Source organism: Maribacter taeanensis, assembly GCF_047345145.1.
Taxonomy (GTDB): domain Bacteria; phylum Bacteroidota; class Bacteroidia; order Flavobacteriales; family Flavobacteriaceae; genus Maribacter_C.
This window is the reverse complement of record NZ_JBLFER010000002.1, coordinates 263,276-289,873: the sequence shown is the minus strand read 5'-3', so window position 1 is coordinate 289,873 and position 26,598 is coordinate 263,276. Positions and strand designations below refer to the sequence as shown.

Below are 26,598 nucleotides of genomic sequence, written 5' to 3'. Positions count from 1 at the left end.
GTTACGTATTTACCCACGGCCAGCCCACGTTAAAACTGAGGTTTGATTTGTAGTAAAATAGGGGCATTTTACTGACACAATGAAAACCATTTATGGGAACACTATTCTCATTACCGGTTGCGGTTTTTTCGTGAAGGTCGTTAAAGCCCTGTTTTACAGGGCTTTTAAAAATGGAGGCTTTGACAATGAATATGAAAATATTTAAAGTCTAGGCTATTAAACAGGGAAGTTGCCAGTTTGGTTTGAATTTAAAAATTGTTTCTATCGAACCCCCATTTAGGATAGAAGTTTTAATTCGAACTTTCCCTCAACTGGTGGTTATCCCTATTTAGCTGATTGATAAGCAAACCATTAAAAAATTAATAGGCGAGCTTGAGAAGAAATGTACTTAATAACAACATAAAAATTAATTTTTTTTTACTGAAGTGGTCAATTAAGAAAGATAAAATACCAGATAACCAAATCTATCAGTACCAACCATGACAATAACTCACAGTTTGCTATAAAACTACGGCGTTTTATGGTATAAGTTTCGCAGGTTAGTTCCCCCATTGCGATGAGTTGGGTTTTGAATTTAAATAGTTGGTTTGAAGGCTCTGATTTTTCAGAGCCTTCTTTAGTTAGTAGAAGATTTTTTTCAGACTTAGCCTTAATTTTTATTATCGAAACACTATAGCGATGGCACCCAATGCCGTAAGGATCAAAATCATTTTTCGATAGAAATCGTCCTTTATGATTTTAACCAATCGAACCCCAACGAAAAGTCCGAGAATAATCGCTGGAACCAACTTCAAATCAAATAACAATGTATCTGTGGTAATGGTGCCCCATGACCAAATATGAAAGGGCAATTTGAAAATATTAATTATAAAAAATAGCCAAGCTGCAGTACCTATAAATTCATTTTTTGGCAGTCGCATAGCCAAAAAGAAGATATTAGCAAACGAACCTGCCAGATTCCCGATCATTGTGGTTACACCTGCTAGCAGCCCCATGAGTCCCGCAAAAGCCCAATGCGTAGGCACTACTTTTGATTTTCTTTTATCCCACCAATACATCATTAGTACACTTCCCAAAATCACGATAGCCATTCCGATTTTAAAAGTAGCCTCGTCAAGGTCTTTGCCGATAATGTTTCCAATGAGTACACCGATCATCGTCCAAGGAAGAAAACGGATAATATATTTCCATTGGGTATGGCGGTTGTAGTAGATGACAGCAAAAATATCCCCAACAATAAATAGGGGAACAACAAGGCCTGTTGATGCTTTGGTCTCAAATGCCAAAGCCATAAAGGTAACAGCTACTAAGGCAGTACCTTTGATTCCCGACTTGGAGACACCTATTATGAAAGCTGCCAAGAGTGCCAATATCCAGCTGGTGATAGATACTTCAAGAAAGGAAGATTGGATCACAGATGAAGTTTAGTTGGTATTAAACAAAAGTATTCCATTTTATTTTATCTTTAAACACTAACAACGAACCAAACAACCCGACTATGGAATTAAGTACACTCGATTATGGCTTTATAATCGTATTCTTCTCACTTGTTTTAGGAATTGGAATCTACGTTTCTAAAAAATCAGGGTCTAGTTCATCGGAATTTTTTCTTTCGGGTAGAACGATGCCTTGGTGGCTGTTGGGACTTTCAATGGTAGCAACCACATTCTCTACTGATACACCTAACCTCGTAACAGATTTGGTGAGAACAACGGGGGTTTCAGGTAATTGGGGTTGGTGGTGTTTTTTGCTAACAGGAATGCTTACGGTTTTTGTTTATGCTAAACTATGGCGAAAATCAAATGTAAAAACTGATTTGGAATTTTATGAATTGCGTTATGGGGGCAAACCAGCGAGCTTTTTGAGAAAGTTTAGAGCGGTTTATTTGGGGGTTCTCTTTAACGTTATAACCATGTCTGCAGTAACCTTAGCCGCAATTAAAATTGGCGGTATCATGTTAGGGCTTGAACCTTGGGAAACTGTGGTCGGAGCAGGACTTATTACTGTTGTTTTTAGTGCTTTAGGAGGGTTCAAAGGTGTTGTTTACACGGATTTTCTGTTGTTTTTTGTTGCCATGGCTGGAGCTATAGGAGCTGCTTTCTATCTCATTAATATTCCAGAAGTAGGTGGTTTGCAAGCCGTCATTTCTAATGATCTTGTAAAATCTAAAATGGATATTTTACCGGACTTTAGTGATACAAAAATGGTCATTACCATATTGGTTATTCCTTTGGCCGTACAATGGTGGAGTTCTTGGTATCCAGGCGGTGAGCCTGGAGGTGGAGGTTATATCGCGCAGCGAATGTTAGCTGCTAAAGATGAAAATCACGCTATAGGAGCAACTTTCTTTTTCAATATTATGCACTATGCGTTACGCCCTTGGCCATGGATTTTAGTGGCATTAGCGTCTTTGGTTGTTTACCCTGATATTGCGAGTATAGCCGAAGCATTTCCAAATGTACCAGCTGATAAGTTGGGTCATGATTTGGCATATTCTGCAATGTTAACTAAACTACCGAGTGGATTGCTTGGGGTAGTTCTAGCCTCTTTAATTGCGGCTTATATGAGTACGATTTCGACACAATTGAATTGGGGCTCGTCCTATTTGGTATTTGATTTTTATAAGCAGCAAATCAATCCCGATGCTACTGAAAAACAAATGGTTGCTTTCGGAAGAGTATCAACTGTGGTCTTGATGGTTTTAAGTGCTTTTTTGGCATTGGCTATGCAGAATGCAATGGATGTATTTAACCTATTATTGTCGTTTGGTGCAGGTACAGGTTTGATTTTTATCTTAAGATGGTTTTGGTGGCGGATTAACGCATGGAGCGAAATTTCGGCGATGTTTGCATCCGGAATTTTATCAATTTTGATAGCTACTACATCTCTAAAATCTTTCCTGTTTGATGCTGAGGTTGGCATTTTCCCTGAATGGGGAGAGTTGCCATTTATTATGATTGTAACTACTATTATATGGGTGACAGCAACATTTGTGACGCAACCTGAATCAAAAGAAGTATTACGAAGCTTTTATCGCAAAATTCAACCTGGCGGTCCTGGTTGGGCAAAAGTTGTAGACGAAGCGAAAATAGATAATGAAGAGATTATTACATCGAATGAAAAATGGAGTGTTCCATCAGGCATTTCAGCCATGCTTTTAGGAGTTGTATTGATATACTCTATCATGTTTGCAACCGGTTACTGGATTTACGGCCGAACTACATCTGCAATAATTCTGACAGCCGTTGCTGCAGTTTCAGGATTTCTGTTGATTAAAGCATGGAATAAATTGAAATCAAATATCTTATAAGATGAAAGATAGAATCTCATCTGTAGATATATTTCGTGGAGCAACAATTGTTTTAATGATCTTGGTAAATACACCAGGAACGTGGTCTGCGGTATATGCCCCATTTTTACATGCCGAATGGCACGGCTACACGCCAACTGACTTGGTGTTTCCTTTCTTTTTATTCATCGTAGGAACGTCTATTGTATTTGCTTATACGAATAAGGTAACCAATTCTGGAACCTACAAGAAAATTGTAATTCGAACATTAAAACTAATTGGGCTCGGACTTTTTTTGGGTGCTTTCACCCTGAGCTTTCCATTTTTCAAAGATTTTGCAGATATCCGTTTTCCTGGAGTATTACAGCGCATAGGGGTAGTTTTCTTTTTCGCATCTATCTTGTTCCTAAATTTCAATTGGAAGACCCTAATTGGTATAGCTGCGTTTTTCTTGATAGGATATTGGTTGCTGATGACGGTCATTCCTGTTGAAGGAGTAGCATCAACTTTGGAAAGAGCACCTAACAATTTGGCTAACTGGCTGGACGTAAAAGTATTCGGATCGCACAACTACAAAGCAGATTACGACCCGGAAGGATTATTAAGTACCATACCTTCTATAGTTAGTTCTTTACTAGGGATTTTCACAGGATTGATTTTGCTTTCAAAACAAGAAAAGAAAGCAACCATTTTAATGGGAATAGGAGGATCACTACTTATCATTGGTCATGTTTGGGATATCTTCTTCCCAATCAACAAAGCCCTTTGGTCGAGTAGTTTTGTACTCGTAACTGCGGGATGGGCCAATCTAATTTTGGCTTTGATTTATTACCTAACGGATGTAAAGAAAATGCAATTCGGAAGCATATTTCGATATGCAGGAGCTAACGCGATTACCTTGTATTTTCTATCCAGTTTTATTAGTAAAATTATGGGGATGATTAAAGTAGGAGAAACATCGCTTCACGGATGGCTTTTTGATACGGTATATACGCATGATTTTATGTCGCTACAACTTTCATCTTTGTTATATGGACTTAGCGTTGTAGCATTTTACTGTTTACTGGCGTATGTCTTGTATCAGCGGAAGATTTTCATAAAAATTTGACCAAAATGAAGTACTTCTTTTTAATGGCGATGGTACTTTCTTTAGGACTTTTCATTTTGAAAACAAATTCACAAAAAAACATGTTCGAAGCAAATCCAAAAAATGTACTAAGAGGAGAGTTAGAAAGTTGTTGCTTTGAGCCAAAAACCGGCTTTTATCGTGATGGCTTTTGTAAAACAGGAGCTGATGATCATGGCACACATGTGGTTTGCGCTGAAATGACAGATGAGTTTTTAGCTTTTACCAAAACAAAGGGGAATGACCTATCAACGCCCAAACCCGAATGGCGTTTTCCAGGACTAAAAGCAGGCGATAAGTGGTGCCTTTGTATTCTTCGTTGGTTAGAAGCTGAAAAAGCAGGCAAAGCCCCTAAGATTCGTCTGGAATCTACACATGAAAAAGCGCTAGAGTATACCTCAATTGAAAAACTCCAAGAATATAAATTAGACTAGGAGGTTGCAGGTTAGATCTAGTGTTGTTGCATCAATTTTGCCACATATTTACCGATTACATCAAACTCCAGATTCACAACCGTTCCTTTCGTATAAGAACCGAATCTTGTGTTTTCATAAGTATATGGAATAATAGCCACGCTAAAAGTATTCTTGCCAGAATCAATAACAGTTAAGCTAGTTCCATCGATGGTTATAGAACCTTTTTCAATAGTAGGATTACCTTTTGAAGCATCATATTCAAAGGAGAAAATCCAGCTACCATCTTTTTTTGTTACCGAAGTACAAACTCCGGTTTGGTCCACGTGACCTTGTACGATATGTCCGTCTAAACGACTTCCTAAAATCATGGCGCGCTCCAAATTGATTGTATCCCCAAAGGAAAGCTTTCCAAGGCTTGTTTTTTGAAGTGTTTCTTCGATTGCCGTTACGGTGTATGTACTTCCATTCAAAGAAACAACAGTCAAACAAACGCCATTATGCGCTACACTTTGATCGATTTTCAACTCCTCTGTAATTGCCGAACTGACCGAAATGTGCAGATTGCTTCCCTCTTTTTCTAATTTGGTGACTTTACCCAAAGTTTCGATTATTCCCGTAAACATCTTCCGTTTTTATTACCTAGTTTTGTAAATTAACACTTCAGGCAAAGGTAAAGAATAACATGGACGAAAACAGAAAAATAAAGCTGGGCATTTCCATTGGGGACTTGAACGGAATAGGGTGCGAAGTAGCCTTAAAAACCTTTCAAGACTCTCGAATGCTCGATTTCTGTACGCCTATCTTTTTTGCTTCTAGTAAGACCATTGCTGCGCAGACAAAAGCGCTTCATATGGATGTTAGATATAATGGAATTCAGGAAGCTTCAAAAGCCATTGATGGAAAACTGAATGTAGTAAATGTGTGGAAGGAAATTCCTAATCTGCAATTTGGTGAAGCTACAGAAGAAGCTGGGGCCTATGCCATTAAGTCGCTCAAGGCTGCTGTCGAAGCGCTTAAAATTGGTGACATTGATGTGCTGGTAACGGCACCAATCAATAAAAACAACATTCAATCCGAGGAGTTCAAGTTTCCAGGACATACAGATTATCTAGCGGAAGAATTGGAAGGGGAAAGTCTTATGTTTATGGTTACTGACGAACTTAAAGTAGGCCTTTTAACCGACCATTTAGCCGTCAAAGATGCGCCAGCTGCAATCAATCCAATATTAATACGTACCAAAGTACGAACCATAGAAAAGTCATTGACTATGGACTTTGGTGTCCGAAGTCCGAAAATTGCATTACTTGGTATTAATCCGCACAGCGGGGATAATGGAACAATCGGGAAAGAAGATGAAGAAATATTAAAGCCAGTAATCAAAGAAATGTCAGATGCTGGACATTTAGTTTTTGGCCCCTACGCGGCGGATAGTTTTTTTGGCTCAGATTCGTTTAAGAATTTTGATGCGATTTTAGCAGCATATCATGATCAAGGCTTGATTCCGTTCAAAACGCTTTCCTTTGGAAATGGTGTTAATTATACAGCCGGACTGAACAAAGTTAGAACCTCTCCAGACCATGGTACTGCTTATGAAATAGCGGGAAAAGGAAAAGCTGACCATAGTTCTTTTAAGGAAGCCGTTTTTTCTGCAATTCGCATATTCAAGAATAGAACCGAATATGCTGAACTGACTGAGAATGTTTTACAGAAACAAAGAGCACGTCGCTAGAATAGTTTAGCATTTGTTCTTAAAAGGAACCAATTTTTTTCGTTTTTTAGCTGTTGTCTATTATTAAAATAATAGTATCTTTGCACCCGCCTTTAATAGAGGTGTTGCGTTATAAACAAGTGGGTTATGATGAAAAAAAAGGAGTTTAGCGTTCCTTTTTCAGGATTGAAGCAAGGAAAACACGAGTTTGATTACGTAGTAAATAATGAGTTCTTTGAATCTTTTGGATACACGGATTTCAATGATGCAAATTTGAAATTGAACGTTTTGCTTAATAAAACAAGCACTATGTTAGAATTTGAATTGGTAGCAGAAGGGTTTGTCAATATAGATTGTGATATTACAAGCGAACCGTATGATCAGTCTATTTCCACAAACTTAGAGTTGGTGGTGAAGTTTGGCGATGAATATAATGATGAGGATGATGAAATATTGATTATCCCACATGGTGAGCATCAAGTGAACATTGCACAGTATGTTTATGAAATGATTGTACTAGCGGTTCCGCAGAAACGAATTCATCCAGGAGTTTTAGATGGATCTTTGGATTCAGAAGCCCTAAGAAAACTTGAAGAGCTCCAACCAAAAGAAAGAAAAGATAATAAAGAAGAGACAGATCCCCGATGGGATGCTTTAAAAAAGTTAATAACGGATAAATAAGTTGAACAATGGCACATCCTAAAAGAAAAATCTCGAAAACGAGAAGAGATAAAAGAAGAACACATTACAAGGCAGTAGCATCGACTTTGGCCACAGATTCTACAACTGGAGAAATGCACTTATACCATAGAGCACATTGGTATGAAGGAAAATTATACTACAAAGGTCAAGTTTTGATCGATAAGACCGAGGAAGCAGAAGCATAACTTGCTACCAATCAAAAATATATGGAACTCCCACTTTTAAAGTTGGGAGTTTTTTAGTGAAATAAGGTTTCAGAACAAAAGTTTTATCTAAATTTTGAATTGAAACAGATTTTTTCAAAAAAAACGTTTTTTAAGCAAAAAGTCGTGAAAAATGAGTAATTTTCACCGCTTTTCAATCATTTTTGAAGATTTTTTGATAAAAACCGCTTTAATATGAGCAAGTTAACAGCAGCAATTTCAGCTGTAGGATCATATGTTCCAAAATTTGTTATGACAAATGAAATGTTGGAAAAAATGGTCGACACCAACGACGAGTGGATTACTGCTCGAACAGGAATCAAAGAACGAAGAATCTTAAAAGAAGAAGAAGGTAACGGATCTTCTTATTTAGCTATTCAAGCCGCTAATGATTTACTTCAAAAAAAGAACCTTGACCCCACAGAAATAGATTTAGTTATTGTGGCAACAGCTACACCTGATAGTATGGTAGCCTCTACAGCTGCCTTTGTTGCATCAGAGATCGGGGCTACAAATGCATTTGCTTACGACTTATTGGCTGCCTGTTCAAGTTTTCTTTTTGGAATGTCAACAGCTTCAAGTTATATTGAATCTGGAAGATATAAAAAAGTTTTGCTTATTGGAGCCGATAAAATGTCTTCAATAATCAATTATAAAGATAGAACTACTTGTATCATTTTTGGTGACGGGGCAGGTGCTGTACTTTTCGAACCAAATGAAGAGGGCTTAGGGCTTCAAGATGAATATTTGAGAGCTGACGGTTCAGGCAGAGAATTTCTTGGAATGGAAGCTGGGGGTTCATTATTACCCGCTACACATGAAACTGTTGATGCCAATCAACATTATATTTTTCAAGAAGGAAAGTCAGTATTTAAATTCGCTGTTTCTAATATGGCTGATGTTGCCGAAAAAATTATGGTACGGAATAATTTAAAGAATACTGATGTTTCCTGGCTTGTACCGCATCAAGCAAACAAAAGAATTATTGATGCAACCGCGAACAGAATGGGCTTGGATTCTTCCAAAGTTCTTATGAATATTCAGCGTTATGGTAATACAACCTCCGCTACTTTACCTTTATTATTGGCGGATTATGAAAATCAGTTAAAAAAAGGAGATAATTTGGTTTTCGCCGCTTTTGGCGGAGGCTTTACATGGGGCTCAATCTATTTAAAATGGGCGTACAACTAAAACTAAATAGAACTTAAACCGAAATCTATATGGATATTAAAGAAATTCAAAGCCTAATTAAGTTTGTGGCTAAATCAGGTGCTAGCGAGGTAAAACTCGAAATGGATGATTTAAAAATAACAATCCGAACAGGGGCAGTTGGTAATGCGTCAGAAACTACCTATGTACAACAAGTACCGGTAGCCCAAGCAGCCATGCCTCAAATGATGGCGCCTACTCCAGTTGAACCAGCTGCCCCTGTGGCAGAAACCCCTAGTAGCGATGCCGCTGAGGACGATTCCAAATATATAACTATCAAATCCCCTATAATTGGTACATTCTATCGCAAACCTGCTCCTGATAAACCTTCATTTGTTGAGGTAGGGGCTGATATTGGCAAAGGAGATGTACTTTGTGTAATCGAAGCGATGAAACTTTTTAATGATATTGAATCAGAAGTTTCAGGTAAAATCGTCAAGATTTTAGTTGATGATTCCTCTCCAGTAGAGTTTGACCAACCACTGTTCTTAGTAGATCCATCATAATTTTAAGTTTAGAAGTTTAAAGTTTTACATTGGAATCCCTTGAATTTCAAATAAGTAAACAACTAAACCACAAACTCTTAAACTAAAAAAGTATGTTTAAAAAAATATTGATTGCAAATAGGGGAGAAATAGCACTTCGAGTGATTCGAACCTGCAAGGAAATGGGTATAAAGACCGTAGCAGTCTACTCCAAGGCCGATGAAGAGAGTTTACATGTTCGTTTTGCCGATGAAGCGGTTTGTATAGGGCCTGCCCCGAGTAGTGAATCGTATTTGAAAATACCTAATATCATTGCTGCTGCTGAGATTACAAATGCCGATGCAATTCACCCCGGATACGGATTCCTATCTGAAAATTCAAAATTCTCAAAAATTTGTGCGGAACACGATATTAAGTTCATTGGCGCATCTGGCGAGCATATTGATAAGATGGGGGATAAGGCTACTGCTAAGGAGACCATGAAAAAAGCAGGAGTTCCTTGTGTGCCAGGGTCTGAGGGAATTCTTAAAAATGTTGCCGAAGCCAAAAAGATCGCCAAGAAAATGGGTTATCCTGTTATGATAAAGGCGACTGCAGGTGGTGGTGGAAAAGGAATGAGAGCCGTTTGGTCAGAGGACGAGATGGAAGACCTTTATGATAGTGCAGTACAAGAGGCAACCGCGGCTTTCGGAAATGGAGGCATGTACATGGAGAAACTAATTCAAGAACCTCGACATATTGAGATTCAAGTTGTGGGTGATCAGTATGGAAAGGCTTGTCATTTATCAGAAAGAGATTGTTCCGTACAGCGCAGACACCAGAAATTGACCGAAGAAACTCCATCTCCGTTTATGACGGACAAACTTAGAGAGGAAATGGGTCAAGCGGCTATAAAGGCTGCCGAGTTCATTAAATACGAAGGAGCTGGAACCGTAGAATTTTTGGTCGATAAGCATCGAAACTTCTATTTTATGGAAATGAATACACGTATTCAGGTAGAACATCCGATTACCGAGCAAGTAGTGGACTACGATTTAATACGTGAGCAGATTTTAGTTGCTGGCGGAGTCCCTATCTCGGGAAAAAACTATTATCCTAATTTACATTCCATAGAATGTCGGATTAATGCCGAAGATCCCTATAATAACTTTAGGCCGTCGCCAGGAAAAATAACTACATTACACACACCTGGAGGTCATGGGGTCCGAATGGATACTCATGTGTATAGTGGGTATTCTATTCCACCGCATTACGATTCTATGATTGCGAAGCTGATCACTACGGCTCAAACTCGCGAAGAGGCAATCAATAAGATGAAAAGGGCACTAGACGAATTTGTTATAGAAGGTATAAAAACAACGATTCCATTCCATAGGCAATTGATGGATCATCCGGATTATTTGGCGGGCAATTACACCACCAAATTCATGGAAGATTTTGAAATGGAACCTGAAATTGAATAATTATAAAAAAACCCTCAAAATTTTGAGGGTTTTTTTATGGAATTTACCCATTTCACCGGTTATTTGAAAGACCCAGAAACCGACCGCTGAGTCTGTTAAAGGTGCGTTTTATCGATTGGCATTAAGAGAAATAATACTTTATCGATGAAATACCACCCTAAAACGCAGGTGTACAAAAACAAACCTCGGGGTAACTTATTTAAAACAAACCATTGAGTTTGTTCACGCTTTCATTTAGAATATCGGTGAACTGCATGAAATTGAATCAAAACCTGGGTCTTTTTAGCATTCATTTTGTTCGTATTTTAGTGGAATGAACTTAAGCTATTGGGAATATAAAACCTGGCTTTCTAACATCGATTTTACTGTTGTTGGAAGCGGAATAGTAGGGCTTAATTGTGCACTCTCACTTCGAGAAAGATTTCCAAAGGCAAAAATCCTCATTTTAGAGAAAGGTACACTTCCGGAAGGAGCGAGTACTAAGAATGCTGGTTTTGCCTGTTTTGGAAGTATTTCAGAGATTTTAGCAGATCTTGAACATCATTCCGAAGAAGAAGTGGTAGAACTGGTTAAGAAACGTTGGGATGGCATTCAACTACTAAGAAAGAACCTAGGAGATACGAATATTGATTTTCAACAACATGGAGGACATGAGTTGTTTCTAAAAAGCCACGATACCCTTTATCAAAGTTGTTTAAAGGAGTTGAAGAAGGTCAATCAACTTCTAAAACCAGTTTTTGGTGAAAAGGCTTTTCAGACAAATGAGAATAGCTTCAATTTTAAAAACATCCAGGAGAATTATATAACCAACCGTTTTGAAGCCCAAATAGATACTGGTAAGATGGTGTCAAACCTACTAAAACTAGTACAGAAAAACAGAATTGGCATTTTAAATTCGATAAAAGTGGAGGGGTTTACTGATAATGGTGATATGCTGACAGTCAAAACCGATCAATTTGAATTTCAAACCAAAAAGTTATGTATTGCTACGAACGGTTTCGCCTCACAATTACTAGAAGAAACTGTAAAGCCCGCAAGAGCCCAAGTTTTAATTACCAAACCTATCAAGAACTTGCATATCAAAGGAACCTTTCATTTGGATGAAGGGTACTATTATTTCCGGAATATTGATAATCGAATTCTTTTCGGGGGAGGACGAAACTTAGACTTCCAAGGAGAACAAACTTTGAAATTCGGTGAAACCGATTTGATTCAAAACCAATTAGAAAGTATTCTTAAAGAAAGCATTCTTCCTAGCACTCCTTTTGAAATTGAAAGAAGATGGAGTGGTATAATGGGTATGGGTAATCAAAAGAAGCCCATTGTCAAACAAGTTTCTAACAATGTGTTCTGTGGCGTTCGATTAGGGGGAATGGGCATTGCGATAGGGAGTTTGGTTGGTAAAGAATTATCCGAGCTACTATAGGAAATTCTTTTTTGATTTTTATTTAAAAAATTGAAAAGAAGGACATAGCTTTTTCCATTCGTCGAATTTTCCAAAAAGCATGACTTTTTCTTATCTCCAAGTTGTTTTTATCCCTATATTGCTCACCCCAAAAAAAATAGGATTCTGCCCTGAGTCCTTTATTTTATTAGAACTCAACCGTTACCCCATGTAAGTTCATGCATGTTGGTTTTGTGCCCATAATGGTGCAGCAATAAAATTAAAATGGTTTAGAACAACCGTATTCATAGCTGCTAATTATTGTACTAAGAACACTACACATGAAAAACGAACTTAACCTAATTCAAAAGGGCATCCTATTGGCCTTATTTCTGTTTTGCAGCTCTCTTTTTTCGCAAGAAAACGACAATTTGTATGCGAGTGCGGAAAATAGCAAAGTGGTTATCCTTGAACCATCATATATTAGTTCGAAAACCAACAAATCATTTGAGAAGAAGTACCATTATCTAGTAGCTCGGGCCTATTTTAAACTACTTGCAGAAGCCCAAAAGTCGGAAAGGAAGCTGAGAATTGAATTTGAACGTTATTCATTTGAAAACCAAGAATTTGACCGAGGTGGCAATCAAGCTTTTCAAGACAAATTTAATGTGGCCTATAAAAAGTACCAGGCGCATAGCGACATGCTTTCTGGACTAAAATCATGGAATCTATTCAGTGAAGATAGAACAGGAGATATGTTTTATTTTATGGCTGAAAACGAAGATTTTATTTTTAAAATGTACAAAGGAAACTTACCAGAGGATAAAATGGTCAAATATTTAATCTATAAATTGGCCGATCTCTATCATCTTGAAGGATAGAATTCATTATCTTTCCGTTTCATGAGTATAAAGAAAGAGCTTCAGGAGTTTTGTCAAGAATATGTTAAGGAAAGAACAAAACGCATACAAGATAGTATTAGTAACATTCAAGAATCCCTAGCTTCTGAAACCAAGAGCAGTGCCGGTGATAAACATGAAACCGGAAGGGCCATGTTACAGTTGGAAAGAGAGAAACTAGGACAACAATTACTAGAAGTTGAAAGGATGGCTATTATTCTCTCGCGAATATCGATTTCAATGAGGACAAACGCAGTACTATTAGGAAGTTTGGTTAAAACCTCAAAACGAGACTACTTTTTGGCAATTTCAGCAGGAGCTTATGAAGGCGCTTCTAATCCTATTTACTGTATTTCAAGAGCAGCACCTATCGGAAAATTGCTTCTGGGCAAGTCGATTGGTGATGTGGTTGACTTTGATGGAGAGAAAATACGAATCTCCGAAATATTATAGACTTCCTTTTTCTTCATAGGATCAAATTGCGTAATTTGTTATCACACAATTCAATACCCCATTTTCATGAAAATATCCTTTATTTTAAATGGTGTTTCCAAATCTTTGGAAATCGCTGATGGGAATACCCCTTTACTATGGATTATTCGAGATATCCTTGATTTAAAGGGAACCAAATTCGGTTGCGGAAAAGCGGCATGCGGAGCATGCACTCTGCATGTAGATGGCAATGCAATACGCTCTTGTTCCTATCCTGTCCAACTCGTTGAGGGAAAACAAATTACCACAATTGAAGGCTTAGGAAATGGAGAAAATCCGCACCCTGTACAACAAGCATGGATTGAAGAAATCGTCCCACAATGTGGCTATTGTCAACCCGGTTTTATGATGGCCACAGCGGCATTGCTAGATAAAAACCCCAATCCTACAGACGACGATATTGATAATACTATCACCAATGTTTGTCGATGCGCCACCTATTATCGCATGCGAAAAGCAATTCATAGGGCGGCTGAATTGAATGCAGAAATCAATCCAATCACTGACACCCCAAATTTGTAGACCATGAGTAAGAAAAAAATATCGCGCCGTAAATTTTTGGTCCGTGGAGGCTTAGGAACTATTGGGGTTTTAGCAGTAGGCACATATGTTTTTCGAAATTCTATTCGCAGAGGTATTGCGGGTGCTATTGATACAGGAGAAACACCCTATGTTGGAGATACAAGTACTCCCATAATTTGGTTTGAAGTTACTTCCGATAACAATATGATATTGCACAGTCCCAAGGTAGAAATGGGTCAAGGAACGTTTACGGGTTTGGCGCAGATGGCTGCTGATGAGTTAGAGGTTTCTATGGAACAAATGCAAGTTGTTCACGCCAATTCTGCTTCTGGCAATATGGACGGTTTTGCAACTGGCGGAAGTACCTCGATATCTACCTTATGGGTTCCTCTCAGAGAACTAGCCGCTACCATGCGTGAAATGATCAAAAACGAGGCAGCCAATAAAATGGGTGTTGCTGCAGAAAAATTAACTATTTCAAATGGTGTCTTTTCTTCGGATGGAAAAACGATGACCTATGCAGAAGCGGCCAAAGATGTTTCGGAATGGGAAGTTCCTGACACCCCTATTTTAAAAGATATAAAAGAGTACAAATTTATAGGAAAACCGATTCCTAGAGTCGATTTAAAGGACAAGGTCTTCGGGACACCTATGTACGGAATGGATGCTGCCATGCCCGATATGCTCTATGGTGCGGTGGTTCGCCCAACGAAGATTGGCGCCAAATTCATTGATGCTGACACATCAAAGGCCGAAAGCATGCCGGGAGTAGTTAAAATAGTCAAAGAGAAAGATTTTGTTGGCGTAATTGCAAATTCCCAAACCGAAGCAGAGAATGCTAAAAATGTCATTGATGCCCAGTGGGATGTAGAACGTACATGGCAAACTTCTGATATTGAGGCAATGATAGCAGTAGGTAAAGGAGAACCTTTCGTAATACAAAAAGAAGGAAGTGCTAAAAACATTCTAGAAGATTCAGAAGACGCTATTGTTTCGGAATATAAGAGTCCTATTGGTGCACATGCCCAACTTGAACCTAATGGAGCGCTAGCATATGTTGAAGCGGATAAGGCGACGATTATGATGTCGACCCAAGTGGTAAAAATCACAAGGGATGAAATAGCGGATAGAATCGGACTGGATAGTGATCAGGTAAATATAGTTCCGACCTTCTTAGGAGGAGGGTTTGGGCGTCGCCTGCATACTCCAAATGGAATTCAGGCGGCTGTGCTTTCAAAAGCAGTCGGAAAACCAGTGAAGTGTTTTTTTACGAGGAAAGAAGAATTTCAAAACGATACATTCAGACCACCTACACATCATGTGTTAAAGGCAACATTAGATTCAGAAGGAATGATTGAGGCCATAGAGCACAATGTTTCTAGTGGAGATGTGGCCTGGGGCTCACCTATGCTGCCTGGTATTCTTGAACCAATTTTAGGGGCAGATTTAGGTGCTTGGAGAGGTGGAATGATTCAATATGGCGGAATACCAAATTACAGAACAATTTCATGGCGTAAGAAATTACCATTTGCCACCAGTTGGTGGCGCAGTTTGGGGCTATTAGCCAATACCTTTGCCGTCGAAAGTTTTATGGACGAGCTAGCTATAGGGGCCAAAAAGAATCCTGTTGAATTTCGCCTGGCTCAAATTCAAGATGATGATAGGGGCTTCCGTTTGAAGGAGGTAATCAAAGCAGCAGCAGAGAAATCGGGTTATACAGATGAAGTGGTCAACGGAAGAGTTATGGGCTTTGCGGCTTCTACAGATGTAAATACACCTTGCGCTCAGGTAGCTGAAGTATCCATAGAAAACAATGAAATCAAAGTGCATAAGGTAACCTGTGCTATGGATCCAGGTTTGGCGGTAAACCCTGATCAGGTAAGAGCGCAATGTGAAGGGGCTATCATCATGGGAATGAGCGCCTCAATGTTTGAAAAGATGGAGGTGGAAGATGGTGAACTTACCCCAACAATTTATGGTCCTTATCAAATGGCTACCATGCGAAACACACCCAAAGAAATTGATATAGTGTTACTTCAAAACTCGGATGTTCCAGGTGCTGTTGGTGAACCTCCCCTAGGACCAATAGGCGCAGCGGTGGCGAATGCGGTTTTCAGACTTACAGGAAAAAGGCTAAGGGAAATGCCTTTGAAGTTGACTTAAATTCAGTCCAAATCGGGCTTGCCGCGATTTGCTTTCTTCTGGGCTGTCTTTTTCTTGCGTTGCAGACGTTTTTCTACGGCAGACCGTGAAGGCTTTGTCTTTTTCCTTTTTTTCGGGACTTCTATGGAGTTCTCAATCACATCTAAAAAGCGTTTGATAACAAGCTCTTTGTTTTTATGCTGACTCCGACTTTCATCACATTGAAGTAATAACACATTTTCTTTGGTAAGACGATGTTTTAATTTTAGTAAAATGCGTTCTTTTTCCTCCTCAGACAGGGCATTTGATTTATTTACATCAAAGGACAATTCAATTTTGGTGGAAACTTTGTTGACATGTTGCCCCCCAGCTCCTCCGCTTCTTACAGCTTTAAATAGGAGCTCTTGAACAATCTTGTCTTTCTCCATGACTAGATGTTGCCCATTCTTTGATTAATCACCTCAATGGAGATATTTAAAAAGACCTCTTTCCCTTCATCCAAAACTTTGTAGTGGTTAAAATATACATCTTGTCCTTCATAAGTTCCAACAATTAAGTAATGTCCACCCATATAGTATGAACCTTTTATTGTTGCCTCTAAACCTGACTTTGCAGAAACTTTGAATTCATGTGCATAGACAATAATTTGTCGTTTCGTATCCGCGTAGGACTTTACAATATTAATAGGGATTTTATTGGCCTCTCCGAAAAGCGAGGCAATATAAAGATCTTTCGGATTTCGATATAAATTCTCAGGACTGTCTTTGGCAAGAATTCTATTATCACGAAGTACTATTACCCGATCCGCAAAAGGGAGCATATCGTTGTGATCATGCGTTGCTGTTAAAACAGTAATATTCTGTTTTCTTAGGTATGCGAAAAGGTTTCTGCGCATACTATTTTTACGAAAGTTGTCAATATGACTAAAAGGCTCATCAAGTAACAATACCTGCGGTTCTTGCGCTAATACCCTAGCCAATGCCACCCTTTGTTGTTGTCCACCACTTAGAAACCGCACTTTGGTTTGTGCAAAATTGGTCATCTCAATCATCTCCAACAATTCGTTTGTTCGCGCTTCAAGAATTTCTGGCTCAAGAACAGAAAGATACTGACTGATATTCTCATAAACCGTTGTGTATGGCATCAAATCAAAGTCTTGCGAAAGATATTTCATATAAGACTCTCCGGGAACCAGATTATAAAGAGGTCCTAAAACCTGAGATTCATTCCAGTAGACCTCACCTGTTTTGACCTGAAGTAGGCCATATATTATTTTGAGAAGCGTACTTTTTCCACAACCACTTTCTCCAATAATGCAAACATGTTCTCCCTCATTTACTTTTAGATTAATATCTTCTAGAACGAGGGTTTTATCATAAGCAAAAGAAACATGATCTACTTGTAGCATTGTATAAGCTGAAATTTGATTGAATTTTATTTGCATTCTCTGGGACAAGAGTTGGGGTGATACAAATAAAAAGTCCGTCTCTATCAAAGAAACGGACTTTGCTCTTAAATATTGAAACTAGTCTTTAAATTCTTTTATAACAGCTTGGTTTGGTAACTCTTCGAAGCCCATATTATACAAGGTAAAACCAAAAATATCAGCATACTGCTCAATAGTTTTGCTTACTGGTGTTCCTGCACCGTGACCTGCGTTTGTCTCAATACGAATTAATGTTGGATTGCTTCCCGCTTGCTTTTCCTGCAATTCGGCCGCGAATTTGAAACTGTGCGCTGGTACCACGCGATCATCATGGTCTCCAGTTGTTACCAATGTAGCAGGATATTCCATACCTGACTTCACATTATGAACGGGAGAATATCCCTTTAAATATTCAAACATTTCTTTGTTGTCCTCAGCTGTTCCATAGTCATAGGCCCACCCCGCACCCGCGGTGAAAGTATGATAGCGCAGCATATCTAAAACTCCAACAGCAGGTAGCGCAACTTTCATTAAATCCGGACGCTGCGTCATAGTAGCTCCAACAAGCAATCCACCATTACTGCCACCGCGAATGGCCAAATAATCTGATGAGGTATAGTTGTTTGCAATCAAATATTCTCCAGCGGCTATGAAATCATCGAATACGTTTTGTTTTTGCATTTTGGTACCGGCATCATGCCATTTCTTGCCATACTCCCCACCACCGCGGATATTTGGGACTGCGTAAATTCCGCCTTGTTCCATCCAAACGGAATTTGTGATACTGAAAGACGGCGTAATACTGACGTTAAATCCACCGTATGCATAAAGGATTGTCGGATTCTTTCCATTCAATTCTAGCCCTTTCTTATGCGTAATCATCATTGGTATTTTAGTACCGTCCTTAGATTCATAAAACACCTGATTACTTTCATATTCTTCGGAATTAAAATCGATTTCAGGTTTCCAATACGATTGGTATTCTCCCGTTTCGACATTGAATTTATAGGATGAACCAGGAATGATGTAGTTGGTGAAATAGAAATAGAACTCCTTGTCTTCTTTTTTGCCACCAAATCCGGAAGCACTTCCTAGCCCTGGAAGCTTTACCTCACGTACTAACTTTCCGTCATAATCGTATTGCAAAACTTTTGAAAGTGCATCTACCATATATTCAGCAAAAAAGTACCCGCCACCTGTATTTGGAGAAAGAACGTTTTCTGTTTCTGGGATAAAATCAACCCAATTTTCCATACTAGGGTTGGAGGCATCTACAGTAATTATCTTCTTGTTTGGAGCATTTCTATCGGTAACAATAAATAGTTTCGAACCAACATTCTCAATGATGTAATTATCAGACTCAGTATCGTCTACAATGGGTATCAAAAGTCCGTTAGGGTCTTTTAAATCTTGAATAAAAAGTTTGTTGCCTGAGGTTGAAGTAGATGCTGAAATCACTAAATAGTTTTGGTCTTCTGTTACGCCAGCGCCAATATAACGGTGTTTTTCGTCAGGTCTTTCTCCGTAAATCAGCTCATCTTTTGACTGCGGAGTTCCCAATTTATGATAGTAAACTTTGTGCTGGTCTGTTTTCGCGGAAAGCTCGCTTCCTTTGGGTTTGTCGTAACTGGAGTAGTAAAAGCCATCATTCCCTTTCCATGATAGTCCGCTGAACTTGATATCAACCAAAGTGTCTTCCATGATTTCTTTGGTCTCTGCATTTAGAACGATTGCCTTTCGCCAATCACTGCCGCCTTCTGAGATAAGATAAGCAGCCATTGAGCCGTCTTTTGTAAAGCTCAGCCCTGCAAGTGAGGTGGTTCCATCTTCGGAGAATGTATTGGGGTCTAAAAATACCTCAGCTTCACCTTCTCCTTTTTTTCGGTAAACCACATATTGATTTTGGAGTCCGTCATTCTTATAGAAATAGGTATAGTCACCTTCTTCAAAGGGAGTACCAATCTTTTCGTAATTCCATATTTTTTCCAAACGCTTTTTGAGGTCATTTCGAAAAGGAATGTTCTCTAAATATCCAAAAGTGGTTTCATTTTGTGTTTTCACCCAAGCTTCGGTTTCAGGGCTGCGGTCATCTTCTAACCAACGATAGGGGTCTTTAACTTCAGTTCCGAAATAAGTATCTAAGGAATCAGCTTTAGCTGTAGTGGGGTAATTCACAACAATAGGTTCTTTTTTGATTTGTGTTTGACAAGCGACTAGGAAAATTGCAAGTAGCGGTAGAAGGATTATTCTTTTCATTAGACATATAGATTGATACTTCATAAAAATACCACAAAAAAACCTTTGAACTGTCCAACAGTCAAAGGTTTTAACATCAATCTAACTAAGTCGAGATTATTATATCAATTGGTTTTTAACTAAATATTCTGCTATTTGAACGGCATTGGTAGCAGCTCCTTTTCGCAAATTATCAGAAACAATCCACATGTTTAGTGTATTTGGCTGAGTTTCGTCTCGTCGAATGCGTCCAACAAAAACCTCATCTTTATCATGCGCATAAATTGGCATCGGGTAGGTGTTTGTATCCGGATTATCTTGAACGGTAACTCCTTCGGTATCGTTAAGAATTCCACGAATTTCATTTAGTGTAAAGTCATTATGAAATTCGACATTCACAGACTCTGAATGTCCACCAGCCGTAGGAATACGAACTGCGGTCGCACTAATTGAAAAGCTTCTATCATCCAATATTTTTTGCGGTTCACGAGCCAATTTCATTTCTTCTTTGGTGTAACCGTTTTCCATGAAGACATCACAGTGCGGCAACGCATTTCTGCTTATTGGGTAAGGATAGGCCATCTCTCCTTTAATGCCCGCTATTTCATTTTCAAGCTGTTTTACAGCTTTTACTCCTGTTCCAGATACCGATTGGTATGTTGATATGACGACCCGCTTCATTTGGTACTTTTTGTGAAGTGGGGCCAAGGCCATTACCAATTGAATAGTCGAACAATTGGGATTGGCAATAATTTTATCTTCGGATGTCAAAGCATCAGCATTAATCTCAGGAACAACCAATTTTTTGGTGGGATCCATACGCCATGCAGATGAGTTGTCGATTACCGTAGTACCTGCTTCTGCAAATTTTGGTGCCCATTCCAAAGAGGTATCACCACCCGCAGAAAATATAGCAATATCTGCTTTGGCGGCAACGGCTTCCGCAAGACCAATGATAGTATGTTCAACTCCTTTATAAGACAATTTTTTACCCACCGAACGTTCCGAGGCTACCAATAGTAATTCCGTAATTGGAAAATTGCGTTCGGCTAGTACTTTCAACATTACTTCGCCAACCATTCCGGTGGCTCCTACAACTGCTACTTTCATCTTTAACTTAATTTGAAGGGCAAAGGTAGGGTAACAACTAGTTTTGTACAATAAGAAGTTTGATGAAAATTAAAAATATAACAAAATGTTATAAAAATACGTTTTTACCTAAGGAATAAGAACAAAGACAGGGAAACTGAGATGAACTCAGTGTTAATTCGGTTATTTATTTTCTTTGGAACATACTACCTCATTAAAAAAACCGTCAAGCTTGTTAGCGATAACAAGATTGACGGTTTAGGGTTGGTTAATGTAGCGGTGCTATCCTAATTTTAGGATAGGTGTTCTATTACTTCTTTAAAGAATCGCGAATTTCAGCAAGCAATTCTTCAGCTGTTGGTCCTGCTGGAGCAGCTTCTGGTTCTGGAGCTTTCGTTTTATTATATGCCTTAACAATTAAGAACATTATAAACCCTACAATGATAAGGTTAATGATTGTGTTAATCCAGCTACCCCACATGATGGCATTTTCAGGGGAAGTTACTGCACCTGCGGCATCTACTACAGCTTCGTCTAAAACTAATTTTTTATCGGCAAAATCTACTCCACCAGCGAAGTGTCCAACAAATGGCATAACGATATTGTTCACAAAACCATTAATTACGGCGCCGAGGGCGGTGGCCATAATAACTGCAACGGCAAAGTCAATAACGTTGCCTGTCATAATAAAATCCTTAAATTCTTTTAACATGATAAATAGTGTTTTTAGTTGGTTAATTAAACTATTTGCAAAATCAATGCTCTGCAATTTAAGAAAAAAAAAGGTTGCTAACGAAATGTTAAATAAGAAATTAAGATTCTAAAAAAACACGTTTTACCCGCTGTGAGATGCTTGTAAGCAGTTCGTAAGATATTGTTTTAGAGGTAGATGCGAATTTTTCAGCATTGGGGTTTTCGCCAAAAACGATAACCTCATCACCTTCTTCACAATCAACATTTGTAATATCTATCATAATCATATCCATACAAACATTGCCAATAATGGGTGCTTTTTGTCCATTTACATTCACATAAGTGTTTCCGTTCCCGTATTGTCTGCCGATACCATCTGCATGGCCAAGTGGAAGCGTTGCGGTTATTTGATATCCTTTTGAAGTAAATGCTCTATTGTATCCTACCGTTTCCCCTGGTTCAATTTTGTGAATTTGAGAGATAATAGTTTTTAATGTTGCTACTGGTTTTAATTCGGAATCTACTTCTGTATCATTTCCAAATCCGTAGAGACCGATTCCACTTCTGACCATGTCAAACTGTGCTTCAGGGTAATTAATTATTCCTGAAGTGTTTAAAAGGTGTTTGAAAGGCGTATGATTGATTTTTTCATCAAATTCCTGAGCATTTTTACGAAAATTGCTAATCTGCTTTAGGGTGAATTCTTTTTCATTTAAATCTTCAGATGCAGCTAAGTGTGAAAATATAGAAGTTACTTTTATTTCATCGCGCCCCTCAAGTCTTTCTTTGATGTAATCAATATCGTTTTCCCAAAATCCTAAGCGATTTAAACCTGTATTGAATTTTATATGAACGGGGTAATCTTTTTGTTTAAGCTCTTTCGCAACTCCTAAAAACTCCTTTAAAATCTTTGGAGAATACAAGCTTGGTTCCAAACAGCGTTCAATGAGTTCTTCAAAATTAACGGCCTGCGGATGAAGCACTAAAATTGGAGTTTTAATTCCAGCATCCCGAAGTCGCACGCCCTCATTTACATAGGCTACCGCGAAATAATCAACACCTAGTTCTTCTAGCTTTTGGGCGATTTTAACCGAATCACTTCCGTAAGCAAAAGCTTTTACCACTCCTAAAAACTTGGTCTCAGGTTTTAACTTTCCCCTTAGGTAACGATAGTTATGTTCTAAATGGTTAAGATTGATTTCTAAAACGGTCTCTGCAGTTTTAGGCATTGGCGTCTTTTTTGTTTGAGGAGACCACTTCAGAATTAACACTCATATCCTTTACCTTTTCTTTAAGCATGGCTTTATAATATGCTGCTCTACTCAAAGGTTCATACTCTTCCGTTTCCCCTAGCATTACCAAATCGTCGTTGCTTGATTTTCGAAAACTATAACTCGCTAAATTTCCTGTTCTTGTACAAATAGCGTGTACTTTGGTAACGTATTCTGCAGTTGCCATAAGTGCTGGCATGGGTCCGAAGGGGTTTCCTTTAAAATCCATATCAAGTCCTGCGACTACAACGCGAACTCCTTTATTGGCCAAGTCGTTGCAAACAGTGACGATTTCATCATCAAAAAACTGAGCCTCATCAATACCGACAACATCACAGGTATCTCCTAGAATTCGAATATTGGCCGCCGCTGGAACCGGAGTTGAGCGAATTTCATTTGCATCATGAGAAACCACCATATCTTCATCGTAACGCACATCAACCATAGGTTTAAAAATCTCCACCCTTTGCTTAGCGAATTGGGCACGCTTCAGTCGCCGGATCAATTCCTCGGTTTTACCAGAAAACATCGAGCCGCAGATAACTTCTATCCAGCCGAATTGTTCTTTATGATTAACGGTATTTTCGAGAAACATTTTGTAATTTTAGACGAAAATAGGGTGTTTTTTCGTTCTGTTTATACGGAACTTTAAATTTAGTAAAGAAAGGCATAAGTTTTGCTAGATAATATAACTAAGAAAGCATTCCTATTTTTTAACAAAAGGCCAGATGAAACCGACATTATTAATGTAAAAATTCAATTTACTCAATTATTACTTTAATAATCAAAGATTACATGTGACGGTTTGGAAATTAAAAATACCACATGAAACGAAAATTAAAAGAAGAGTTGGTAAAATTATCTACTGATATTATCACCTCTCGTGATATGAACGAGATTACCGATATGTATGAGGCTGCGAAAACCTTATATGAAAAACTTGCGGTTCTCAAATTTATTGATGAAAAGCTAAAGGATATAGAAATTGACGTTTCTAAAAATGTAATTGCAGCCAAGTTTGAGACAATGGCTAATGCGGTATTAAATGCAAATTCAGGAGTGCCGGAAAGTAATCCGCATCAGGAAGATATAATTACGCACCCAGGAATGGATACCATAAAAGACATGGTATCTGAAATGCCAAATGAAACTCCGGTTGATGAGGTCTTAGCTGAGTTTTTAGGAAAGCCAGATTTGATGAAGAATGACAAGGAACTCTTTACTCCAGCAAAAGAAAATGGTGTAAAAAAGGAAACGGTTACCAAATCATTAAATGATAAGTTAAACGGAAAAGAAATAAAGGTTGATTTGAATAATCGCCTTGCATTTGTAAAACATTTGTTCAATGGAAGTACCGAAGATTATAATCGAGTCTTATCACAATTAAGCACAATTGATACTGAAGAACGTTCGATTGCCTTTATTGACAATATGGTAAAACCTGATTACAACAATTGGGAAGGTAAGGAAGAATACGCCGAAAGATTTATGGATTTAATTGAACGTAGGTTCGCATAAATCCAACCAAACAGATAAAATTTAAAGCCCTTCGTCAAACTTGATGAAGGGCTTTTTTATATCCATATTTGTTAGCATTGATTAACTTGTCGACTATTACAAGAAACCATTTCTTATGAACATTAAAAAAATAGGATACTACCTCGGTACTGGAATATTAACCGCCATAATGATATATTCTGTTCAAATGTATTTACGAAATCCTGAAGCAATAGCTGATTATTTTGAGAGTGTCAATTATCCAAGATATTTGGTATATCCTTTGGCGATTGCCAAGGTATTGGGATTAGTTGCCATATGGGGAAACTTCTCTAGATCGTTAAAAGAATGGGCTTATGCTGGATTCTTTTTTGATGTAACTTTGGCCTTTACTGCACATATGGTGGCTAAAGATGGAGGAGAATTATTCTCAATCATTGCATTTTTAGCTTTGATGATTTCTTACTTTTTAGGAAAAACAGTACGACCTTAATTTCATAGCATGGGAAAATTATATTTGGTTCCGACACCTATTGGCAATCTTGAAGACATGACCTTGCGTGCTATTCGTGTTTTGAAAGAAGCAGATGTTATTCTAGCGGAAGACACACGCACCAGCGGAAAGCTTTTGCAACACTTTGAAATTGCTACTCCAATGCAAAGTCATCATATGCATAATGAGCATAAAACGGTTGATGCGCTTGTAAAACGAATTCAATCGGGAGAAACGATTGCATTAATCTCGGATGCGGGCACTCCGGCAATTTCTGACCCTGGATTTCTATTGACCCGAGCCTGTGTTGAAAATGAAATCGAAGTGGATTGCCTTCCAGGAGCAACCGCATTTGTGCCAGCTTTAGTTAATAGCGGACTCCCCAATGATAAATTTGTTTTCGAAGGATTTCTACCTGTTAAAAAGGGAAGACAAACACGTTTGAAGTTTTTAGCTGAAGAAACACGTACCATGGTTTTCTATGAATCACCACATAAGTTGCTGAAAACTCTAGGAAACTTTGTTGAATACTTTGGAGCTGACAGACCTGTTTCTGTTTCACGGGAGTTAACCAAACTCTACGAAGAAACCATTCGCGGAACTGCGGAGGAAGTTTTAAAACATTACACCGAAAAACCGCCAAAAGGGGAGATTGTGGTTATCGTTGCGGGTAAAAAATAACCTTAATACGAATGGGACATTGGCTTGTGTCAGATGTTTCATAACTTCACGACTAAAGCATTAAAAATCAGCTCCTAGTGGTCACCAAACTTTTACCAGAGATAGAAAAGGTTTATTTCATTAAGAAATATACTTTGATACATATCCTTTCAGGAAGTGGCACTATTCAGGTTGATTTCGAAAATTACTTCGATTGGCAAGACAAGGCCATTTATCTTGAAAAAGGACAATACATTAAGTTCTTATCAGATGACTTTGTAGTACGGAAAATAGAGTTTCCAGACGAAACCATGTTTAGAAATAAGGATGTTCGCGTCCTTTTCAAACATCTCATATCCTTAGGTTATATTGACTTTGCAGAATGCGATGATTGCCAAAAATTCTTGAACAGGTCTATTTTTTCTGAGAATACCGAAGAGATTATTGATATTTCCTCAAAACAGTGGTATTGGCAAAACCCCTTTCAGGCGAGTAAAAACGAGTATCAAATTATCTTTGATGTCAAAGAAGTAATTGATGACCAATTTCCAAACCATCTGACAAATGCTGAATTGGTAAATTTAGTTAATGAAAACGGAATTGACGCACAAGCCCTAGTTCAAAAAAAGATTGGCTTGTCAATCAACAAACTCCTAAGTAAAAAAAGGCTAATTGAAAGCAAACGCAATATTGCTTTTACGGATAAAAACATACAAGAAATATCTTATGAAATGGGTTTTAAAGATGCGGCCTACTTCAACCGAGTTTTTAAAAATACTACAGGTAATACGCCTAAAGAGTTTCGTTCAAATTTTGACTTTGAAAAGCGAGACATCTTTGTGCAAGACATTATTGAACTCATTCAAACGCATCACAAAGAACAACGCGCACTAGAGTTCTATGCGGATAAGATGAACCTGTCTGTAAAAACACTTTCCAAAAAGACCCGAGATAAATTAAATACTTCCTTAGGGCAATTAATACGCAGTGAACTTATCAATTCTTCTAAAATGAGATTGGCCGAAGAGACGCCAATTCACGAGGTTGCCCATCAATTAGGCTTTGAAGAACCCAATCATTTTTCGAACTTCTTTAAGCATTATACTGGTAAAACTCCCACGGCTTTCCAAGCAGAAAAGTACAATTCTTAGCGCCTTTTTTGTAGCATCTAAACTTCACTCTTCCTTCATCTTT

The 26,598-nt window shown here is 38.3% G+C and carries 27 protein-coding genes; 18 read left to right on the top strand and 9 right to left on the bottom strand.

The features are described from left to right. Positions 1-659: 659 nt before the first annotated feature. Positions 660-1,415, bottom strand: a complete 756-nt coding sequence (locus ACKWCD_RS07180) for a sulfite exporter TauE/SafE family protein (protein WP_413983263.1) — start codon at positions 1,413-1,415, stop codon at positions 660-662. Positions 1,416-1,498: 83 nt separating this feature from the next. Between ACKWCD_RS07180 and ACKWCD_RS07175 the strand changes: the two genes are divergently transcribed. From ACKWCD_RS07175 to ACKWCD_RS07165, 3 genes are all read left to right on the top strand, one after another. Beyond that, entirely contained in the window at positions 1,499-3,310 is a 1,812-nt protein-coding gene (locus ACKWCD_RS07175) for a sodium:solute symporter family protein (RefSeq protein ID WP_413983262.1), read from the top strand. Position 3,311: 1 nt separating this feature from the next. Next, a complete protein-coding gene (locus tag ACKWCD_RS07170; RefSeq protein WP_413983261.1) occupies positions 3,312-4,397 on the top strand; it encodes an acyltransferase family protein in 1,086 nt (361 codons plus the stop codon). Between the two features lie 80 nt (positions 4,398-4,477). Further along, positions 4,478-4,849, top strand: a complete 372-nt coding sequence (locus ACKWCD_RS07165) for a DUF2237 family protein (RefSeq protein WP_413984116.1) — start codon at positions 4,478-4,480, stop codon at positions 4,847-4,849. A 17-nt stretch (positions 4,850-4,866) separates the two neighbouring features. On the opposite strand, the gene ACKWCD_RS07160 is transcribed toward ACKWCD_RS07165, so the two are convergent. Further along, positions 4,867-5,454: a riboflavin synthase gene (locus tag ACKWCD_RS07160; protein ID WP_413983260.1), complete on the bottom strand. Its 588-nt coding sequence runs from the start codon at positions 5,452-5,454 to the stop codon at positions 4,867-4,869. 59 nt (positions 5,455-5,513) lie between these two features. Between ACKWCD_RS07160 and pdxA the strand changes: the two genes are divergently transcribed. The 11 genes from pdxA to ACKWCD_RS07105 all read left to right on the top strand — a co-directional run bounded on the left by pdxA (position 5,514) and on the right by ACKWCD_RS07105 (position 16,061). Beyond that, positions 5,514-6,560, top strand: coding sequence for a 4-hydroxythreonine-4-phosphate dehydrogenase PdxA (gene pdxA, locus ACKWCD_RS07155; protein WP_413983259.1), 1,047 nt, complete (start codon positions 5,514-5,516; stop codon positions 6,558-6,560). A gap of 126 nt (positions 6,561-6,686) precedes the next feature. Continuing rightward, a complete protein-coding gene (locus tag ACKWCD_RS07150) occupies positions 6,687-7,220 on the top strand; it encodes a YceD family protein (RefSeq protein ID WP_413983258.1) in 534 nt (177 codons plus the stop codon). An 8-nt stretch (positions 7,221-7,228) separates the two neighbouring features. After that, on the top strand, positions 7,229-7,426 hold the full coding sequence (gene rpmF, locus ACKWCD_RS07145) for a 50S ribosomal protein L32 (RefSeq protein ID WP_413983257.1): 198 nt from the start codon (positions 7,229-7,231) through the stop codon (positions 7,424-7,426). A 213-nt stretch (positions 7,427-7,639) separates the two neighbouring features. Further along, positions 7,640-8,635 carry a beta-ketoacyl-ACP synthase III gene (locus tag ACKWCD_RS07140; RefSeq protein ID WP_413983256.1) on the top strand — a complete coding sequence of 332 codons (996 nt, stop codon included), beginning with the start codon at positions 7,640-7,642 and terminating at the stop codon, positions 8,633-8,635. A 29-nt stretch (positions 8,636-8,664) separates the two neighbouring features. Further along, positions 8,665-9,159 carry an acetyl-CoA carboxylase biotin carboxyl carrier protein gene (accB, locus tag ACKWCD_RS07135; RefSeq protein ID WP_413983255.1) on the top strand — a complete coding sequence of 165 codons (495 nt, stop codon included), beginning with the start codon at positions 8,665-8,667 and terminating at the stop codon, positions 9,157-9,159. A 92-nt stretch (positions 9,160-9,251) separates the two neighbouring features. Continuing rightward, positions 9,252-10,601, top strand: a complete 1,350-nt coding sequence (gene accC, locus ACKWCD_RS07130) for an acetyl-CoA carboxylase biotin carboxylase subunit (RefSeq protein WP_413983254.1) — start codon at positions 9,252-9,254, stop codon at positions 10,599-10,601. Between the two features lie 313 nt (positions 10,602-10,914). Next, positions 10,915-12,027: an NAD(P)/FAD-dependent oxidoreductase gene (locus ACKWCD_RS07125; protein WP_413983253.1), complete on the top strand. Its 1,113-nt coding sequence runs from the start codon at positions 10,915-10,917 to the stop codon at positions 12,025-12,027. 299 nt (positions 12,028-12,326) lie between these two features. Further along, positions 12,327-12,866, top strand: a complete 540-nt coding sequence (locus ACKWCD_RS07120; protein ID WP_413983252.1) for a hypothetical protein — start codon at positions 12,327-12,329, stop codon at positions 12,864-12,866. Between the two features lie 21 nt (positions 12,867-12,887). Beyond that, complete coding sequence (locus ACKWCD_RS07115) at positions 12,888-13,337, top strand: 3-oxoacyl-ACP synthase (protein ID WP_413983251.1); 450 nt, start codon at positions 12,888-12,890, stop codon at positions 13,335-13,337. Between the two features lie 66 nt (positions 13,338-13,403). Next, positions 13,404-13,898, top strand: a complete 495-nt coding sequence (locus ACKWCD_RS07110; protein ID WP_413983250.1) for a (2Fe-2S)-binding protein — start codon at positions 13,404-13,406, stop codon at positions 13,896-13,898. Between the two features lie 3 nt (positions 13,899-13,901). Further along, the gene (locus ACKWCD_RS07105) at positions 13,902-16,061 is read left to right on the top strand and encodes a xanthine dehydrogenase family protein molybdopterin-binding subunit (RefSeq protein ID WP_413983249.1); all 2,160 of its coding nucleotides are present in this window, start codon (positions 13,902-13,904) and stop codon (positions 16,059-16,061) included. Between the two features lie 2 nt (positions 16,062-16,063). Here the strand turns inward: ACKWCD_RS07105 and arfB are convergent, their stop codons facing one another. The 7 genes from arfB to ACKWCD_RS07070 all read right to left on the bottom strand — a co-directional run bounded on the left by arfB (position 16,064) and on the right by ACKWCD_RS07070 (position 23,349). Beyond that, positions 16,064-16,468, bottom strand: coding sequence for an alternative ribosome rescue aminoacyl-tRNA hydrolase ArfB (arfB, locus tag ACKWCD_RS07100; protein WP_413983248.1), 405 nt, complete (start codon positions 16,466-16,468; stop codon positions 16,064-16,066). Between the two features lie 2 nt (positions 16,469-16,470). Next, positions 16,471-17,484 carry an ABC transporter ATP-binding protein gene (locus ACKWCD_RS07095; RefSeq protein ID WP_413983247.1) on the bottom strand — a complete coding sequence of 338 codons (1,014 nt, stop codon included), beginning with the start codon at positions 17,482-17,484 and terminating at the stop codon, positions 16,471-16,473. 81 nt (positions 17,485-17,565) lie between these two features. After that, a complete protein-coding gene (locus ACKWCD_RS07090; protein ID WP_413983246.1) occupies positions 17,566-19,722 on the bottom strand; it encodes a prolyl oligopeptidase family serine peptidase in 2,157 nt (718 codons plus the stop codon). Positions 19,723-19,821: 99 nt separating this feature from the next. After that, the gene (locus ACKWCD_RS07085) at positions 19,822-20,811 is read right to left on the bottom strand and encodes an aspartate-semialdehyde dehydrogenase (RefSeq protein ID WP_413983245.1); all 990 of its coding nucleotides are present in this window, start codon (positions 20,809-20,811) and stop codon (positions 19,822-19,824) included. Positions 20,812-21,100: 289 nt separating this feature from the next. Further along, entirely contained in the window at positions 21,101-21,502 is a 402-nt protein-coding gene (gene mscL / locus ACKWCD_RS07080; protein WP_413984115.1) for a large conductance mechanosensitive channel protein MscL, read from the bottom strand. A gap of 100 nt (positions 21,503-21,602) precedes the next feature. Then, complete coding sequence (gene alr / locus ACKWCD_RS07075) at positions 21,603-22,712, bottom strand: alanine racemase (protein ID WP_413983244.1); 1,110 nt, start codon at positions 22,710-22,712, stop codon at positions 21,603-21,605. Continuing rightward, positions 22,705-23,349, bottom strand: coding sequence for a thymidine kinase (locus ACKWCD_RS07070; protein ID WP_413983243.1), 645 nt, complete (start codon positions 23,347-23,349; stop codon positions 22,705-22,707). Before ACKWCD_RS07070 ends, alr begins: the two co-directional genes overlap by 8 nt. A 230-nt stretch (positions 23,350-23,579) precedes the next feature. Here ACKWCD_RS07070 and ACKWCD_RS07065 point away from each other — a divergent pair, with 230 nt between their 5' ends. The 4 genes from ACKWCD_RS07065 (at position 23,580) to ACKWCD_RS07050 (ending at position 26,555) form a co-directional block, all read left to right on the top strand. Then, entirely contained in the window at positions 23,580-24,272 is a 693-nt protein-coding gene (locus tag ACKWCD_RS07065) for a hypothetical protein (RefSeq protein WP_413983242.1), read from the top strand. Between the two features lie 115 nt (positions 24,273-24,387). Continuing rightward, complete coding sequence (locus ACKWCD_RS07060) at positions 24,388-24,744, top strand: DoxX family protein (RefSeq protein WP_413983241.1); 357 nt, start codon at positions 24,388-24,390, stop codon at positions 24,742-24,744. Positions 24,745-24,753: 9 nt separating this feature from the next. Continuing rightward, entirely contained in the window at positions 24,754-25,425 is a 672-nt protein-coding gene (rsmI, locus tag ACKWCD_RS07055; protein WP_413983240.1) for a 16S rRNA (cytidine(1402)-2'-O)-methyltransferase, read from the top strand. A 77-nt stretch (positions 25,426-25,502) separates the two neighbouring features. Next, positions 25,503-26,555, top strand: coding sequence for a helix-turn-helix domain-containing protein (locus ACKWCD_RS07050; RefSeq protein WP_413983239.1), 1,053 nt, complete (start codon positions 25,503-25,505; stop codon positions 26,553-26,555). Positions 26,556-26,598 lie beyond the last annotated feature (43 nt).

Bases quoted from the DNA above. Each gene is read 5' to 3' on its own strand.
- ACKWCD_RS07160 (WP_413983260.1), bottom strand. From the start codon at position 5,454: ATGTTTACGGGAATAATCGAAACTTTGGGTAAAGTCACCAAATTAGAA.
- ACKWCD_RS07095 (WP_413983247.1), bottom strand. From the start codon at position 17,484: ATGCAAATAAAATTCAATCAAATTTCAGCTTATACAATGCTACAAGTA.
- ACKWCD_RS07170 (WP_413983261.1), top strand. From the start codon at position 3,312: ATGAAAGATAGAATCTCATCTGTAGATATATTTCGTGGAGCAACAATT.
- ACKWCD_RS07105 (WP_413983249.1), top strand. From the start codon at position 13,902: ATGAGTAAGAAAAAAATATCGCGCCGTAAATTTTTGGTCCGTGGAGGC.
- ACKWCD_RS07085 (WP_413983245.1), bottom strand. From the start codon at position 20,811: ATGAAAGTAGCAGTTGTAGGAGCCACCGGAATGGTTGGCGAAGTAATG.
- accB (WP_413983255.1), top strand. From the start codon at position 8,665: ATGGATATTAAAGAAATTCAAAGCCTAATTAAGTTTGTGGCTAAATCA.
- ACKWCD_RS07060 (WP_413983241.1), top strand. From the start codon at position 24,388: ATGAACATTAAAAAAATAGGATACTACCTCGGTACTGGAATATTAACC.
- ACKWCD_RS07125 (WP_413983253.1), top strand. From the start codon at position 10,915: ATGAACTTAAGCTATTGGGAATATAAAACCTGGCTTTCTAACATCGAT.
- ACKWCD_RS07110 (WP_413983250.1), top strand. From the start codon at position 13,404: ATGAAAATATCCTTTATTTTAAATGGTGTTTCCAAATCTTTGGAAATC.
- ACKWCD_RS07140 (WP_413983256.1), top strand. From the start codon at position 7,640: ATGAGCAAGTTAACAGCAGCAATTTCAGCTGTAGGATCATATGTTCCA.
- ACKWCD_RS07115 (WP_413983251.1), top strand. From the start codon at position 12,888: ATGAGTATAAAGAAAGAGCTTCAGGAGTTTTGTCAAGAATATGTTAAG.
- ACKWCD_RS07165 (WP_413984116.1), top strand. From the start codon at position 4,478: ATGTTCGAAGCAAATCCAAAAAATGTACTAAGAGGAGAGTTAGAAAGT.
- ACKWCD_RS07175 (WP_413983262.1), top strand. From the start codon at position 1,499: ATGGAATTAAGTACACTCGATTATGGCTTTATAATCGTATTCTTCTCA.
- rsmI (WP_413983240.1), top strand. From the start codon at position 24,754: ATGGGAAAATTATATTTGGTTCCGACACCTATTGGCAATCTTGAAGAC.
- mscL (WP_413984115.1), bottom strand. From the start codon at position 21,502: ATGTTAAAAGAATTTAAGGATTTTATTATGACAGGCAACGTTATTGAC.
- ACKWCD_RS07150 (WP_413983258.1), top strand. From the start codon at position 6,687: ATGATGAAAAAAAAGGAGTTTAGCGTTCCTTTTTCAGGATTGAAGCAA.
- rpmF (WP_413983257.1), top strand. From the start codon at position 7,229: ATGGCACATCCTAAAAGAAAAATCTCGAAAACGAGAAGAGATAAAAGA.
- ACKWCD_RS07120 (WP_413983252.1), top strand. From the start codon at position 12,327: ATGAAAAACGAACTTAACCTAATTCAAAAGGGCATCCTATTGGCCTTA.
- ACKWCD_RS07090 (WP_413983246.1), bottom strand. From the start codon at position 19,722: ATGAAAAGAATAATCCTTCTACCGCTACTTGCAATTTTCCTAGTCGCT.
- accC (WP_413983254.1), top strand. From the start codon at position 9,252: ATGTTTAAAAAAATATTGATTGCAAATAGGGGAGAAATAGCACTTCGA.
- ACKWCD_RS07070 (WP_413983243.1), bottom strand. From the start codon at position 23,349: ATGTTTCTCGAAAATACCGTTAATCATAAAGAACAATTCGGCTGGATA.
- alr (WP_413983244.1), bottom strand. From the start codon at position 22,712: ATGCCTAAAACTGCAGAGACCGTTTTAGAAATCAATCTTAACCATTTA.
- ACKWCD_RS07065 (WP_413983242.1), top strand. From the start codon at position 23,580: ATGAAACGAAAATTAAAAGAAGAGTTGGTAAAATTATCTACTGATATT.
- pdxA (WP_413983259.1), top strand. From the start codon at position 5,514: ATGGACGAAAACAGAAAAATAAAGCTGGGCATTTCCATTGGGGACTTG.
- arfB (WP_413983248.1), bottom strand. From the start codon at position 16,468: ATGGAGAAAGACAAGATTGTTCAAGAGCTCCTATTTAAAGCTGTAAGA.